The following is a 15299-nucleotide window of genomic DNA, read 5'->3' on the forward strand; positions in this document are numbered from 1 at the left end:
CGGGATCCCCGGTGGCCAACCGCGCACTGCCGGCGCGCCGGTACTTCGGCGCGTTCGTCCTGATCGTGGCCGTGATGTACGGCCTCGTCTTCTTCATCGGCTCCGACCGGACGCCGCAGCTCGGCCTCGACCTGCGCGGCGGCACCACGGTCACCCTGACCGCGCGCACGCCCGACGGGCAGGCGCCGGCCCCGGAGGACCTCGAGCTCGCCCGCCAGATCATCGAGCAGCGGGTGAACGGCCTCGGCGTCGCCGAGGCCGAGGTGGTCACCGAGGGCGACACGAACATCGTCATCTCGGTGCCCGGCGACGACGGCGAGCAGGCGCGCGAGCTCGGCCAGACCGCGCAGCTGCGGTTCCGCCCGGTGATCGGGGCGCCGGAGCCCGCCGCCCCGGCCGAGACGAGCGACTCCGCGACGCCGTCCGACCCCGCCGCGCCGACCGACGGCGCCACCCCCAGCGACCCGGCGGCGCCCACCGACCCGGCGGCGCCCACCGACGCCTCGTCGTCGTCGGCCCCGGCCACCGGCAGCGACGGCGCCGTCAGCGATCCCGCCCTCGACCCGGACCGGCCCGCGGTCACGCAGGAGGAGGCCGCGGCGCAGTTCGCCACGCTGACCTGCTCGGCGGAGGACACCCGCAGCGAGGTCGCCCGCCCCGACGACTTCGTCGCGGCGTGCAGCGAGGACGGCACGACCAAGTACCTGCTCGGCCCCACGATCATCGAGGGCACCGAGATCGCCGACGCCAGCGCCGGCACGCAGCAGACCACCGGCGAGTGGGTCGTGCTGCTGGACTTCAACAGCGAGGGCCGGGCCACCTGGGCGGAGTACACCGCCGCCAACGTCGGCAGCAACGTCGCCTTCACCCTCGACGGCCGGGTCGTCTCGGCGCCCACCATCCAGGGCGCCATCAACGGCCAGACCACCATCACCGGCCAGTTCGACCAGGCCAGCGCCGAGGAGCTGGCCAACCAGCTGCGCTACGGCGCCCTGCCGCTGACCTTCGAGCAGGCCACCGCCCAGTCGATCTCCACCGAGCTCGGCGCGGAGCAGCTGCGGGCGGGCCTCATCGCCGGCGCCATCGGCATCGCGCTCGTGTTCGTCTACGCGCTGGTCTACTACCGGCTGCTCGGCCTGGTGATGATCGCCAGCCTTCTGCTGTCGGCGGTCGTGGTCTACGCCAGCCTGGTGCTGCTCGGCCGCGAGATCGGCTTCACGCTGAGCCTCGCCGGCATCGCCGGGTTCATCGTCTCGATCGGCATCACGGCCGACTCGTTCGTCGTCTACTTCGAGCGCCTCAAGGACGAGATCCGCGAGGGCCGCAGCCTGCGGTCCGCGGTGCCGCGCGCCTGGGTGCGCGCCCGCCGGACGATCCTGTCGGCCGACGCGGTGAGCTTCCTCGCCGCGGCGATCCTCTACTGGCTGGCCATCGGGGACGTGAAGGGCTTCGCGTTCACCCTGGGTCTGTCCACGGTGCTCGACCTCGTCGTCGTCTTCCTCTTCACCCACCCGCTCATGGCGGTGCTGGCGCGCTTCAAGGCGTTCGGGCAGAGCCGGTTCTCCGGCCTCGGCCGCGTCGACCGCTCGCGCCGCGCCGGCGACCCGATGGCGGCCGCCGAGCGGCAGCTCGTCGGCGCCGGCAGCGGCGGGCGCGCCACCCAGGACAGGAGCCAGGCATGAGCCGCGAGCAGGACCGGCCCGACGAGGAGCTCCCCGTCGGCACCGAGGCCGACGAGGCGCGCGCGGCCGACGCCGACGCCGCCCGGGACGCCGCGGCCGCCGCGGACGACGACGCACTGGCCGACGCCGGCCTGCCCGCCGAGGGGGAGACCGGCACGCGCCGGGCGCCGCACCGCGCCTCGCTCGCGCACCGCCTCTACAACGGCGAGGCCGGGCTCGACGTCGTCGGCCGCAGCCGCCTGATCTACAAGGTCACCGCGGTCGTGGTGCTCGTCTGCATCGCGTCGATGCTGTTCCGCGGGTTCAACTTCGGCATCGACTTCGCCGGCGGCAACAGCTTCCGGCTGCCCGGCGAGACGTCGCAGCTGGAGCAGGTCCGCGAGGCCGCCACCGAGGCCGGCGCCGACGTCGCCTCGGCCCAGGTGGTCGGTGGCAACACGATCCTGCTGCGCACCGGGGCGCTCGACAACGCCGCCGAGCGCGACGTCATCGAGGCCGTCGCCGACGCCGCCGCGATCGACCCCTCGCAGGTCAGCCCCGAGTCGGTGAGCGCCGAGTGGGGCCAGGACATCACCGACCAGGCGCTGTTGGCGCTGGCGGTCTTCCTCGTCGCGGTGATCGCGTTCCTCGCCATCCGGTTCCAGCCGAAGATGGCGGTCGGCGCGATCGTGGCGCTGCTGCACGACCTGGTGGTCACCGCCGGCGTGTACTCGCTGATCGGCTTCGAGGTCACCCCGTCCACGGTCATCGGCCTGCTGACCATCCTCGGGTTCTCCCTGTACGACACCGTCGTCGTGTTCGACAAGGTCGACGAGAACACCCGCGACCTGTCCGGCAGCGCCCGGATGACGTGGGGCGAGGCCGCCAACCTGGCGGTCAACCAGACGCTCATGCGCTCGATCAACACCTCGGTCATCGCGCTGCTGCCGGTGGCGGGCCTGCTGTTCGTCGGCGCCGGGCTGCTCGGGGTCGGCACGCTCAAGGACCTCGCGCTGGTGCTGTTCGTCGGCCTCGCCGCGGGCGCCTACTCCTCGATCTTCCTGGCCACCCCGATCGTCGCCGACCTCAAGGAGCGCGAGCCGGAGGTGCAGGCGCTGCGCCGCCGGGTGCTCGCCCGCCGGTCGGCCGCCGCCCGCCAGGGCGGGCGCGCCGCGGCCGGCCCGGTCGCCAGCGCCCGCCGCAACCGCCCCGCTGTCCGCGGGGGAGTGGCGCTCGCCGAGCGGGACGCCGACACGCTCGGGCCCGCGCAGGCCGACGTCGTCGTGGAGTCGCCGTCGTCGGTGGGCCCGGAGGCCGCCCGCCGGGCGCCCCGCGGCGCGACGGCGGCCCCGCGGCCCGGCCAGCGCCCGCAGCGGCCGGGTGCCCGCCCCGGCGGCGCCGGCAAGAAGCGCCGGTGACCGGGCAGCCGCTCCCGGCCGCGGGCGCGCCGGTCGACGAGGTCATCGCCGCCCTCGCCGTCGACGTCCCCGACTTCCCGACCCCGGGAGTGCTGTTCCGGGACCTCACGCCGGTGTTCGCCGACGGCCCGGCCTTCCGCCGCATCGTGGAGGGCCTGGCCTCGCCGGCGCAGGAGGACCCCCGGGCGGCCGCCGTGGCGCACACCGACGACGGCGTCCACGGCGACCCGGGCTTCGACGTCGTGGTCGGGGTGGAGGCGCGCGGCTTCCTGCTGGCCGCCGCGGTGGCGCTGCACGCCGGCGTGGGCGTTGTGCCGGTGCGCAAGGCCGGCAAGCTGCCGCGCGAGCGCGTGACCGCCGACTACGCCCTCGAGTACGGCACCGCGAGCATCGAGATGCACACCGACTCGCTGCACCGCGGCCAGCGGGTGCTGCTGGTCGACGACGTGCTCGCCACCGGCGGGACGCTCGCGGCGTCCGTCGCGCTCGTCGAGGAGCTCGGCGCGGTCGTCACCGCGGTCTCGGTCGTGGTGGAGCTCGCCGCGCTCGGCGGGCGGGAGCGGCTCGCGCCGCACGCCGTGCACGCCCTCTGGACCACCTGAGGGTTCCGTCCCGGCACCCACCCGGGCCGTTCGCGGCACGGGCGCGGCTAGCATGGGAGGGGAGTTCCTCCGCTGAAGGCAGGAGACGCCGTGGCCCCCGACGCGCCCGCCACCCGCGTGGCTGCCGCGCGGCCCGGGGAGCCCGAGGGGACGGTGCCGGAGGACCAGCGCGCGCCCCTGCCGGCCCGCCCGCTGGTCCGCCGCCCCGACGACGTGGGCAGCGAGCCGCCCGAGGAGGGCGCCGCCCCGCGGCCCCGCCGGGTCCGCGACCGGCTGGCCCGCCGCATCGTCGCGGGGCAGCGCAGCGAGGTCCGGCCGGTCCTCGAGCCGCTGGCCGCGCTGCACCGCCAGAGCCACCCGAAGGCCGACCTCGCGCTGCTCCAGCGCGCCTACGACGTCGCCGAGGCCGCGCACGCCACCCAGAAGCGCAAGAGCGGCGACCCCTACATCACCCACCCGCTCGCCGTCGCCACCGTGCTGGCCGGCCTGGGGATGGACACCACCACGCTCGTGGCGGCGCTGCTGCACGACACGGTGGAGGACACCGGGAAGACCCTCGAGGCGATCAGCGCCGACTTCGGCCCCGAGGTGGCCCACCTCGTCGACGGCGTCACGAAGATCGACAAGGTCAAGCTCGGCGACGCCGCCCAGGCCGAGACGATCCGCAAGATGATCGTCGCGATGGCCCGCGACCCGCGGGTGCTGGTCATCAAGCTCGCCGACCGGCTGCACAACATGCGCACGCTGCGCTTCCTCCCGCCGGAGAAGCAGGAGAAGAAGGCGCGGGAGACGCTGGAGATCCTCGCCCCGCTGGCCCACCGGCTGGGCATGAACACCATCAAGTGGGAGCTCGAGGACCTCGCGTTCGCCACGCTGTACCCCAAGCGCTACGACGAGATCGTCCGCCTGGTGGCCGAGCGCGCGCCCTCGCGCGACACCTACCTGGCCGAGGTCACCTCGTCGGTCACCGAGCAGCTCAAGGCCGCCAAGATCGAGGCCGTCGTCACCGGCCGGCCCAAGCACTACTACTCGATCTACCAGAAGATGATCGTCCGCGGCCGGGACTTCACCGACATCTGGGACCTCGTCGGCATCCGGATCCTCGTCGACACGGTCCGCGACTGCTACGCCGCGCTGGGCATCATGCACGCGCACTGGCAGCCGGTCCCGGGCCGCTTCAAGGACTTCGTCGCGATGCCGAAGTTCAACATGTACCAGTCGCTGCACACGACGGTGATCGGCCCGCAGGGCAAGCCGGTCGAGCTGCAGATCCGCACGCACGACATGCACCGCACCGCCGAGTACGGCATCGCCGCGCACTGGAAGTACAAGGAGAAGGCCCGCACCGGCGGCCGCCCCGGGCCCGGCGAGTTCGGCGCCACGAAGGCCGGCTCACCCGACGACATGCTGTGGCTTCGCCAGCTGCTCGACTGGCAGCGCGAGGCCCAGGAGCCCGGCGAGTTCCTCGAGACCCTGCGCTACGACCTCGGTCCGCAGGAGGTCTTCGTCTTCACGCCGAAGGGCGACGTCATCAGCCTGCCCGGCGGCGCGACGCCGGTGGACTTCGCCTACGCGGTGCACACCGAGGTCGGCCACCGCTGCATCGGCGCCCGGGTCAACGGCACGCTGGTCAGCCTCGACAGCACGCTGAACAACGGCGACGTCGTCGAGATCTTCACCTCCCGCTCGCCCACGGCCGGCCCGTCGAAGGACTGGCTGGGCTTCGTCGGCTCCTCCCGCGCCCGCACCAAGATCCGGCAGTGGTTCACCAAGGAGCGCCGCGACGACGCCGTCGAGGCCGGCAAGGAGGCGCTCACCCGCGCCATGCGCAAGGCCGGCCTGCCGCTGCAGCGCCTGCTCGGCGGCGACGCGCTGGCCACGCTGGCCAAGGACCTGCGGCTGGCCGACGTCACCGCGCTCTACGCCGCGGTCGGGGAGAACCAGATGTCGGCGGCCTCGGTCGTCGACAAGCTGATCACCGCGCTCGGTGGCGCGGAGGGCGCGGTCGAGGACATCGCCGAGACCGCGATCCCCACCCGCCGGCCGGTGCACCGCCGCGCCGCGGGCGACCCGGGCATCGTCGTCCACGGCATGAGCGACGTGTGGGCCAAGCTCGCCAAGTGCTGCACCCCGGTGCCCGGCGACGACGTCCTGGGCTTCGTCACCCGCGGTGGCGGGGTCAGCGTGCACCGCACCGACTGCACCAACGCCGCCGACCTGCGGCGCAAGAGCGAGCGGCTGGTCGAGGTCGAGTGGGCCAGCCAGCCCGGGTCGGTCTTCCTCGTCTCCATCCAGGTGGAGGCGCTCGACCGGCACCGGCTGCTCTCCGACGTCACCAAGGCGCTGGCCGACGAGCGGGTCAACATCCTGTCGGCGTCGGTGCAGACCAGCCGCGACCGGGTGGCGGTCAGCCGGTTCACCTTCGAGCTGGCCGACCCGGCCCACCTCGGCGCGGTGCTGCAGACGGTGCGCAACGTCGAGGGCGTCTTCGACGTCGAGCGGGTGACCGCCTAGCGGCGCAGCCGGCGCGCTTCAGGCCCGGCGGGCCACCACGGCCCACAGCGGGTCGCCCGGACCCGGCGGGGTGCGCAGCGACACCGCGGCCTCGCCGAAGGCGCCGCTGCGCCGGACCAGCTCGGCCACCAGGGCGCCGTGCTGCTCGTCGGAGGTGGCCAGCCAGCCCCGCACGGCCTTGGTGGGGAAGCACCGGTTCGAGTACGTCACCGCGAGCACCCCGCCAGGGCGCAGCACCCGGCCCACCTCGGCGAGCACCTCGACCGGCCGCGTGAGGTAGTCGATCGACACGCAGCAGACCGCGGCGTCCACGTCGCCGTCGGGCAGCGGCAGCCGCGGGTCGGCGTTGAGGTCGTGCACCACCCGCTCGGTGGCCGCGGCGTTGGCGGCGAGCTCGGCGGCGTTCATGCCGAGCACGACCAGCTCGGCCGGCGGGGTCCGGAAGTGCGACACCCACGACGACATGAGGTCGAGCACCCGGGTGGGTGCCGGGGCCGACCCGTCGATGCCGAGCTCGGCGTAGAGGTCGCCGACCGCGGCGATCGCGCCGTCGTCGATGTGGGTGACCAGCCGCGGCGGCCCGTAGAACTCCGCGTCGGGCCGCTCGTCGGCGCGGTCGAAGAAGCCGGGCGGGAAGCCGGCGTACGGGTCGCCGGCGTACGCGTCGCCGGCCGCGGGGCCGGTCATCCCACCGGCGCCATCGAGGTGATGGTCACCGGGACGTTCGGGGCGCCGCCGCCCGGCGAGGGGTCCAGCGAGCCGTCGTTGCCGTTGGCGGCCACCGCGTCGAGCACCGCGAGCCCGGCGTCGTCGACCGTGCCGACCACCGTGTAGTCGGGGGAGAGCAGGCTGTCGCCCCACACCAGGAAGAACTGGCTGCCGTCCAGACCCTGCCCGCTGTTGGCCATGGCGATCGTGCCGCGCGGATAGGTCTCGTCGCCGTCGACGTCGGTGGCGAACGCGTACGTGGGCCCGCCCGCGCCGGTGCCGGTCGGGTCGCCGCACTGCAGCACCTGCAGGCCGCCGCCGTCGACCTCGCGGTGGCAGGCCGAGCCGTCGAAGAAGCCCTCCTCCGCGAGGTGCAGCGTGCTGGCCGCGGCGCACGGGGCGCCGGCCCGGTCGAGGACCAGGCCGATGTCGCCCAGCGACGTCGCCATCCGCACCGTCACGGTGCCCTCCGCGGGCACCCGCGCGTCGGGCGGGGCGACGTCGACGGCGTACGGGTTGCCCGACCGGGCCGCGACCCACTCGCAGGTCGCCGTCGCCCCCGTCGGGCCCGCGCCGGTGCCGCCGCCCCCGCCCCCGGTGGAGGCGGGCGCGGCGGACCCGGACACGCTGCCCCCGCACGCGGCCAGGGGCACCAGCGCGCCGGCGAGCAGCCCGGCGCGCAGCCGGCGGCTCATCCGACGACGGTCATCGTCTGGATGGTCACCGGGAGGTTGGGCGCGCCGCCGCCCGGGCTCGGCTCGAAGGAGCCGTCGTTGCCGGCCGCGGCGATGGTGTCGAGCACGGCGAGGCCCGCCTCGTCGACGGTGCCGACGGCGGTGTAGTCCGGGGAGAGCTGGGTGTCGACGAAGCAGAGGAAGAACTGGCTGCCGGTGGAGCCGGGGGTGCCGCTGTTGGCCATGGCGATCGTGCCGCGCGGGTAGGTCGTCTCCGGCGTGACCTCCTCGGCGAACTTGTAGGTCGGGCCGCCGGAGCCGGTGCCGGTCGGGTCGCCGCACTGCAGCACGCCGAAGGTGGGCTGGTTGACCTCGCGGTGGCAGGGGCTGCCGTCGAAGAACTGCTGCGAGGCGAGGTACGCGAAGCTCGCCGCGGCGCACGGCGCCTTGGCCCGGTCGAGGGTGAGCGGGATGTCGCCCTGGTCGGTGCTCATGAGCAGCGAGACGGTGCCGCTGGCCGGCGTCGCGGCCGGGTCGGGCGGGGTGCCGGCCTCGGTGAGGTTCGGGTTGCCCGAGGTGTCCGGCGCGTAGGTGCAGGTCACCGTGCCGTCGGCGTTCGTCGTCGCCGGGGCGGCCGTGGCCTCCGGGGCGGCGCTGGTGCTGGTGCCCGTGGCGGCCGCGCTGTCCGGGTCGTCGCCGCCGCCGATGCCGGCGAACAGCGCCACCGCCCCGGCCACCACCGCGACGGCGACGACGGTGACGACGACGAGCAGGTTGCGGCGGCGCTTGCGGGCCAGTTCGGCGCGGCGCTCGAGCTGCTTCTGCAGGCGCCGCTGCGCGGCAACCCGCCGCTGCTTGTTGGTGGGCACGGGTCGGACACTCCTCGGACGGACGGCTGCGCGGCGGGGGCGCAGATCGGGCCTCGGCCGCGGTCCGCGGTCTCCCCGCTGGTCGGTCCGCGAGTGTAGGTGCCGCGCCTGTGGGCGCCCGGTTGCCGGACCGGAGCGGCCGCGATCACCCGCGTAACCTGCACGGGTGCTCATCCGCTCGTTCCCGGCCGGCGCCTTCGGCACCAACTGCTACGCCGTCGCCCCCGGGCCGCGGTCGGAGTGCGTCGTCGTCGACCCCGGCATGGACGCGGTGGAGCCGCTGGCCCGCGTGCTCGCCGAGGACGGGCTCAAGCCGGTCGCCGTCGTGCTCACCCACGGCCACCTCGACCACACGTTCTCCGTGCTGCCGGTCTGCGACGGCTACGACATCCCGGCCTACCTGCACCCCGACGACAACGGGATGCTCAGCGACCCGGCCCGCTGGCACGGCCCGGCGCTCGCGCCGCTGGTCACCGGCGTCCGGCTGCCCGACCCCGCCGACGTGCGCCCGCTCGACGACGGCGCCGTCCTCCCGCTCGCCGGCGTCGAGCTGACCGTGCGCCACGCCCCCGGCCACACCCGGGGCTCCGTCGTCTTCTCCCTCGACCTCGGGGAGGCCCCCGGCCTGCTCGCCGGCGACGTGCTCTTCGCCGGGTCGGTCGGCCGGGTGGACCTGCCCGGCGGCTCCTGGGACGCGATGCTCACCTCGCTGCGCGAGGTGGTGCTGCCGCTCGACGACGAGACCGTCGTGCTGCCCGGCCACGGCCCCGCGACGACGATCGGCCGCGAGCGGGCCACCAACCCCTACCTGGCCGAGGCCGCCGCCGGGGCCGGGACCGCGCCGAAGGGCCGCGGGCTGTGAACGGCCTGACCGCCCCCAAGGGCACCTTCGACGTCCTCCCGCCGGACTCGGCGCGGTTCCTCGCCGTCCGCGACACCCTCACCGCGCCGCTGCGGCGGGCCGGCTACGGCTACGTCGAGACGCCGGTGTTCGAGGAGACCGCCGTCTTCAGCCGCGGGGTGGGGGAGTCCACCGACGTCGTGACGAAGGAGATGTACACCTTCGCCGACCGCGGCGGCCGCTCGCTCACGCTGCGCCCCGAGCTCACCGCCGGCCTCATGCGCGCGTTCATCGAGCACCGGCTGCACACCGGCCCGCTGCCGGTGAAGCTGTGGACCGTGGGGTCGGCCTTCCGGTACGAGCGCCCGCAGGCCGGCCGCTACCGGCACTTCACCCAGGTCGACATGGAGGCCCTCGGCGTCGACGACCCGGCGCTGGACGCCGAGGTGGTGGCGCTGGCGGTGCAGGGCTTCCGCGACCTCGGCCTGCGCGACTTCGAGCTGCTGCTCACCTCGCTCGGCGACGCCACCTGCCGCCCGCAGTACCGCGAGCTGCTCGTGGCCTACCTGGAGAAGCTCGACCTCGACGAGGAGACGCGGCGCCGCGCGGAGATCAACCCGCTGCGCGTGCTCGACGACAAGCGGCCCGAGGTGCAGGCCCAGCTCGACGACGCCCCGCTCATGGTCGACCACCTGTCGGACTCCACGAAGGCGCACTACGACGCCGTCCGCCAGCACCTGACCGACCTCGGCGTGACCTGGACCGAGGCGCCCAAGCTGGTGCGCGGGCTGGACTACTACACCAAGACGACCTTCGAGTTCGTCCACTCCGGCCTCGGCGCGCAGTCGGCGATCGGCGGCGGCGGGCGCTACGACGGGCTGTCGGCCGCGCTCGGGGGGCCCGACGTGAGCGGCATCGGCTACGCCGTCGGCGTCGACCGGACCCTGCTGGCCGTGCAGGCCGAGGGCCTCGACATCGGCGCGACCGCCGGCGTGCAGGCCTTCGTCGTCCCGCTGGGCGCGGAGGCCAAGCGGCTGGCCGTCCGGCTGGTCGGGCAACTGCGGCAGGCCGGGGTGTCCGCGGACACCGTCTACGGCGACCGCGGGCTCAAGGGCGCCATGAAGGCCGCCGACCGGTCGGGTGCCTCGCACGCGGTCGTGATCGGCGAGCGCGACCTGGCCGACGGCGTCGGCCAGCTGAAGGACCTGCGCACGGGGGAGCAACGCGCCGTCCCCGTGGGCGACCTGTACGAGGCGCTGCGGACTGCCGTGACCCAGGAAGTGGGAGAGAACTGATGGAGACCCGACCCCTCGGACGGACCGGTGCCGACGTCGGCGTCGTCGGCCTGGGCACCTGGCAGCTGGGCGGCGACTGGGGCGACGTCGACGAGCGGACCGCGGCCGACGTGCTCGACGCGGCCCTCGACGCCGGTGTGACCCTGCTCGACACCGCCGACGTGTACGGCGACGGCCGCAGCGAGGAGCGCATCCGCAAGGCGCTGGCCGCCCGGTCCGACCGGCCGTTCGTGGCCACCAAGGCCGGCCGCCGCGCCGACCCCTTCGAGGCCGCCCAGTACACGCCGGAGAACCTGCGCGCGTGGGTCGACCGGTCGCGGCGCAACCTCGGTGTCGAGACCCTCGACCTGGTGCAGCTGCACTGCCCGCCCACCGCGGTGTACTCCGACGAGCGGGTCTACGACGCGCTCGACGCGATGGTCACCGACGGCGCCATCGCCGCCTACGGCGTCTCGGTGGAGACCGTCGCCGAGGGCCTGACGGCGCTGCAGCACCCCGGCGTGCAGACCATCCAGGTCATCCTCAACGTGTTCCGCCGCAAGCCGCTGGAGGAGCTGCTGCCCGCGGCCGCCGCGGCCGGTGTCGGCATCCTCGCCCGCGTGCCGCTGGCCAGCGGCCTGCTGTCGGGGAAGTACGACGAGTCGACGACGTTCGGTGCCGACGACCACCGCAACTACAACCGTCAGGGCGAGGCCTTCGACGTCGGCGAGACCTTCGCCGGCGTCCCCTACGAGGTGGGCGTGGCCGCCGCGCGCGAGTTCACCGCGATCTGCGGCGACCGCTCGCCGGCCCAGGTCGCGCTGCGCTGGGTGATCCAGCAGCCCGGCGTCACCTGCGTCATCCCCGGCGCCCGCTCGGTGGAGCAGGCCCGGTCCAACGCCGCGGCCGCCGACCTCCCGGCCCTGACCGACGGCGAGCTGACCGACCTCGAGCGCCTCTACGACGAGCGCATCCGTCAGCACGTGCACGACCGCTGGTGACCCACCCCCTGAGAGAGGCCCTCTAGTGCTCCGCACCCACGACGCCGGCACGCTGCGCGCGTCCGACGCCGGCTCCACCGTCACCCTCGCCGGCTGGGTGGCCCGCCGGCGCGACCACGGCGGCGTCGTCTTCGTCGACCTGCGCGACGCCTCGGGCTACGTCCAGGTCGTCGTCCGCGAGGAGGAGGCGCACGCGCTCCGCAACGAGTTCTGCGTGCTCGTCACCGGCGAGGTCCGGCAGCGCCCGGCGGGCAACGAGAACCCCGAGCTGCCCACCGGCGAGATCGAGGTGGCCGCCGCCGAGCTGCGGGTGCTCTCGCCGTCGGCGCCGCTGCCGTTCCCGATCGAGACCGACGTCGCCGCCGGCGACGACGTCCGCTACAAGTACCGCTACCTCGACCTGCGGCGGCAGGGCCCGGCGCGGATCCTGCGGCTGCGCAGCGAGATCAACCGGGTCGCCCGCGGCGTCATGGCCGGGCACGGCTTCACCGAGGTGGAGACGCCCGACCTCACCCGCTCCACCCCCGAGGGCGCCCGCGACTTCCTCGTGCCGGTGCGGCTGCAGCCGGGCAAGTGGTACGCGCTGCCGCAGTCGCCGCAGCTGTTCAAGCAGCTGCTGATGATCGGCGGGCTGGAGCGCTACTACCAGATCGCCCGCTGCTTCCGGGACGAGGACTTCCGCGCCGACCGGCAGCCGGAGTTCACCCAGCTCGACTTCGAGATGAGCTTCGTCGAGCGCGACGACGTGCTCGCGATCGTCGAGGACGTCGTCCGGGCGCTGTGGCGCGAGCTCGCCGCCTACGACGTCCCCGAGATCCCGCGGATGACCTACCGCGAGGCGATGGACCGGTTCGGGTCGGACAAGCCCGACCTGCGCTTCGGCGTCGAGCTCACCGAGCTGACGTCGTACTTCGCCGACACCCCGTTCCGGGTGTTCCAGGCGCCCTACGTGGGCGCGGTGGTCATGCCCGGCGGCGGGTCGCAGCCCCGGCGCGCGTTCGACGCCTGGCAGGACTGGGCCCGCTCGCGCGGCTACCGGGGCCTGGCCTACGTCACCGTCGGCGAGGACGGCACGCTCGGCGGGCCGGTGGCGAAGAACATCTCCGACGCCGAGCGCGCGGGCCTCGTGGCCGCGGTGGGCGCGAACCCGGGCGACTGCGTGTTCTTCGCCGCGGGCCCGCGGCGGTCCTCGCAGGAGCTGCTCGGCGCCGCCCGCAACGAGATCGCCAAGCGGCTGGAGCTCATCGAGCCGGGCTCCTGGTCGTTCCTGTTCGTCGTGGACTTCCCGATGTTCGAGGAGACCGAGGACGGCGACTGGACCTTCATGCACCACCCGTTCACCTCGCCCACCCCGGAGTGGCGGGACCGGTTCGCCGAGGACAAGGCCAACGCCCTGTCCGACGCCTACGACCTCGTGGTCAACGGCAACGAGCTGGCCAGCGGGTCGGTCCGGATCGCCGACCCCGAGCTGCAGGAGCGGGTGTTCGAGACCCTCGGCATGTCCCGCGAGGAGGCCCGCGAGCGGTTCGGGTTCTTCCTCGAGGCCTTCGCCTACGGGCCGCCGCCGCACGCCGGCGCCGCGCTCGGCTGGGACCGCCTCACCGCGCTGCTGGCCGGCGTCGACTCGATCCGCGAGGTCATCGCCTTCCCGAAGACCGGGGCCGGCTACGACCCGCTGACCGGCGCGCCGACGCCGATTCCCGACGCGCAGCGCAAGGAGGCGGGCATCGACGCCGTCGCCGAGGAACCCGCGCTGCCCGGCGAGCCCGGCGCCCCGGGGCCGAGTGACCCCTCGAAGTGACCCGGCGACCGGGCCGGCTGCCTCAGCCGGCCCGGTCGGCCACCTCGGGCGGCCACACCACCCGGAACCGCTCGAAGACGACCTCGAGGCCGTCGTCCCACGCCTGTCCGCGGGCGGCGAGCGTGCGGGTGAAGTAGCGCAGGTGGCCCGCGAGCCAGCTCGCGCGCGTCCGGTCGCCCTCGCCCTCGTCGTACGCGAAGGCGTCGTCGACGCTGGACAGCGGGCCGATCCGCAGCTCGGTCGTGCGCAGGACCGCGCGGGGGCGCCCGTCGCCGTCGCAGGCGACCCAGTGTCCGCCGATGCGGGGCAGCGGCTCGCCGTCGTCGGCGAAGTCGGCGACCAGGCCGGCGGTGGCCCGCTTGGTGCCGGCGAGCACCAGGCCGATCAGCTCGTCGGCGAGCGCGCGCCCGTCGCCGAAGCGCTCGACGGGCGGGTCGTCCTCGGGCGGGCCGCCGCCCGGCCGCTGCGCGGTGTACGCCGCCCACATCGCCCCGGCCTCGTCGCGTCGCAGGGCGCCCGGCTCCTCGGTGTCCACCGCCGCATCCTCCCCGCCGCCGGCCGCGGTGCGGGAGGATGCCCGCGTCCGGAGGGAGGCCCGCCGTGCGCGTCCTGGTCGCCGCGATGCCCTTCGCCGGGCACGCGACCCCCATGGCGGCGGTGGCCGCCGAGCTGGTCGCCCGCGGGCACGAGGTGCTCGCGTACACCGGCGCCCGGTACGCCGACCGGTTCACCGCCGCGGGGGCGGCCTGGGTGCCCTGGGAGCGGGCGCCGGACTTCGACGACACCGACCTGCGCGCCACCTTCCCCGAGGTCGGCGACGGCCGGGGCATGCGGGCGACGGCCGCCAACCTCGAGCACGTCTTCCTGCGCACCGGCACCGGGCAGGCCCGGGACATCGAGGCGGCCGGGCCGGTCGACCTGCTGGTGAGCGACCAGCTGGCCATCGGCTGCGGCCTGGTGGCCGAGCGGACGGGCACCCCGTGGGCGACGGTCTCGCTGGTGCCGCTGTCGATGCCCTCGCGGGACCTGCCGCCGTTCGGGTCGGGCCTGCTGCCCGGTCGCGGCCGGCTCGGGCGGGCCCGCGACGCGGCGCTGCGGGCGCTGGTGGCCCGGACGGTGGTGCGGCGGATCGACGTCGTGCTCGGCGAGGTGCGGGCCGGGCTCGGCCTGCCGCCGGCCCGGTCCGGGGCACTGTCCGCCTTCGCCTCACCGCAGCTGGTCCTCGCGCACGGGGTGCCCGAGGTCGAGCACCCGCGCAGCGACCTGCCGCGGCAGGTGCACTTCGTCGGCCGGCTGGCGCCGCCGCCGGCCGGGCACGCGGCGCCCGCGTGGCTGCCCGGGCTGCTGGACGACGGCCGGCCGGTCGTGCACGTCACCCAGGGCACCTACGACGTCGACCCGCGCGACCTGCTGCTCCCCGCCCTGCGGGGGCTGGCCGGTTCCGACGTCGTCGTCGCGGCGTCCACCGGGTCGGGGGCGCTGCCAGCGGACGCGGTGCCGCCGAACGCGCGGCAGGCGGAGTTCCTGCCCTACGACGTGCTGCTGCCGCGCACCGCCGTCGTCGTCACCAACGGCGGCTGGGGCGGCGTGCTGGCGGCGCTGGGCGCCGGGGTGCCGCTCGTGGTGGCCGGCGGGACCCTCGACAAGCCCGAGATCGCCCGGCGGGTGGCCGCCTCCGGCACCGGCGTGGACCTGCGGACCGGGCGGCCGGACCCGCGCCGGGTGGCCGCCGCCGTGCACCGCGTGCTGGGCGACCCCGCCTACCGCGCGCGGGCGGCCGCCGTGGCGGCGTCGATGGCGCGGCACGGCGGGGCGCCGGCCGCCGTCGACCTCCTGGAGCGGCTCGCCCGCGACGGTGGCCCGGTGCCGCGCGCCGACGCCGACCCGTGGGGTGTCGGGGGAGCGGTGCCCGCGGGCCCGCCCTAAGGTGCGGCGC

13 protein-coding genes are annotated in these 15299 nt (G+C 75.3%); 9 read left to right on the forward strand and 4 right to left on the reverse strand.

Annotation, left to right across the window (positions count from 1 at the left end):
• The first annotated feature begins 11 nt into the window (after positions 1-11).
• From secD to ACI79X_RS04360, 4 genes are all read left to right on the forward strand, one after another.
• Positions 12-1682: a protein translocase subunit SecD gene (gene secD / locus ACI79X_RS04345; protein ID WP_457024190.1), complete on the forward strand. Its 1671-nt coding sequence runs from the start codon at positions 12-14 to the stop codon at positions 1680-1682.
• On the forward strand, positions 1679-3079 hold the full coding sequence (gene secF, locus ACI79X_RS04350) for a protein translocase subunit SecF (protein WP_457024191.1): 1401 nt from the start codon (positions 1679-1681) through the stop codon (positions 3077-3079). The genes secD and secF overlap by 4 nt, the downstream gene beginning before the upstream one ends.
• A complete protein-coding gene (locus ACI79X_RS04355; protein ID WP_457024192.1) occupies positions 3076-3681 on the forward strand; it encodes an adenine phosphoribosyltransferase in 606 nt (201 codons plus the stop codon). Before secF ends, ACI79X_RS04355 begins: the two co-directional genes overlap by 4 nt.
• A gap of 90 nt (positions 3682-3771) precedes the next feature.
• Complete coding sequence (locus ACI79X_RS04360) at positions 3772-6195, forward strand: RelA/SpoT family protein (protein ID WP_457024193.1); 2424 nt, start codon at positions 3772-3774, stop codon at positions 6193-6195.
• A gap of 18 nt (positions 6196-6213) precedes the next feature.
• Here the strand turns inward: ACI79X_RS04360 and ACI79X_RS04365 are convergent, their stop codons facing one another.
• Genes ACI79X_RS04365 through ACI79X_RS04375 form a run of 3 tightly spaced genes read right to left on the reverse strand, consistent with a single transcriptional unit; the run spans position 6214 to position 8446 of the window.
• Positions 6214-6882 carry a class I SAM-dependent methyltransferase gene (locus ACI79X_RS04365; protein WP_457024194.1) on the reverse strand — a complete coding sequence of 223 codons (669 nt, stop codon included), beginning with the start codon at positions 6880-6882 and terminating at the stop codon, positions 6214-6216.
• On the reverse strand, positions 6879-7598 hold the full coding sequence (locus tag ACI79X_RS04370; protein WP_457024195.1) for a peptidylprolyl isomerase: 720 nt from the start codon (positions 7596-7598) through the stop codon (positions 6879-6881). The genes ACI79X_RS04365 and ACI79X_RS04370 overlap by 4 nt, the downstream gene beginning before the upstream one ends.
• Positions 7595-8446, reverse strand: a complete 852-nt coding sequence (locus ACI79X_RS04375) for a peptidylprolyl isomerase (protein ID WP_457024196.1) — start codon at positions 8444-8446, stop codon at positions 7595-7597. The genes ACI79X_RS04370 and ACI79X_RS04375 overlap by 4 nt, the downstream gene beginning before the upstream one ends.
• Positions 8447-8612: 166 nt before the next feature.
• On the opposite strand from ACI79X_RS04375, the gene ACI79X_RS04380 reads away from it, so the two are divergent.
• From ACI79X_RS04380 to aspS, 4 genes are read left to right on the forward strand one after another with little or no spacing between them, the layout of a single operon-like run.
• Complete coding sequence (locus ACI79X_RS04380) at positions 8613-9308, forward strand: MBL fold metallo-hydrolase (protein WP_457024197.1); 696 nt, start codon at positions 8613-8615, stop codon at positions 9306-9308.
• Positions 9305-10582, forward strand: coding sequence for a histidine--tRNA ligase (hisS, locus tag ACI79X_RS04385; RefSeq protein WP_457024198.1), 1278 nt, complete (start codon positions 9305-9307; stop codon positions 10580-10582). Before ACI79X_RS04380 ends, hisS begins: the two co-directional genes overlap by 4 nt.
• Positions 10582-11562, forward strand: coding sequence for an aldo/keto reductase (locus ACI79X_RS04390; RefSeq protein ID WP_457024199.1), 981 nt, complete (start codon positions 10582-10584; stop codon positions 11560-11562). Before hisS ends, ACI79X_RS04390 begins: the two co-directional genes overlap by 1 nt.
• A gap of 25 nt (positions 11563-11587) precedes the next feature.
• On the forward strand, positions 11588-13363 hold the full coding sequence (gene aspS, locus ACI79X_RS04395; RefSeq protein ID WP_457024200.1) for an aspartate--tRNA ligase: 1776 nt from the start codon (positions 11588-11590) through the stop codon (positions 13361-13363).
• 22 nt (positions 13364-13385) lie between these two features.
• Here aspS and ACI79X_RS04400 read toward each other — a convergent pair whose 3' ends face one another.
• On the reverse strand, positions 13386-13898 hold the full coding sequence (locus tag ACI79X_RS04400) for an ASCH domain-containing protein (protein WP_457024201.1): 513 nt from the start codon (positions 13896-13898) through the stop codon (positions 13386-13388).
• A 65-nt stretch (positions 13899-13963) separates the two neighbouring features.
• Between ACI79X_RS04400 and ACI79X_RS04405 the strand changes: the two genes are divergently transcribed.
• Complete coding sequence (locus ACI79X_RS04405) at positions 13964-15289, forward strand: glycosyltransferase (RefSeq protein WP_457024202.1); 1326 nt, start codon at positions 13964-13966, stop codon at positions 15287-15289.
• Positions 15290-15299 lie beyond the last annotated feature (10 nt).

Source organism: Geodermatophilus sp. SYSU D01119 (genome assembly GCF_054049975.1).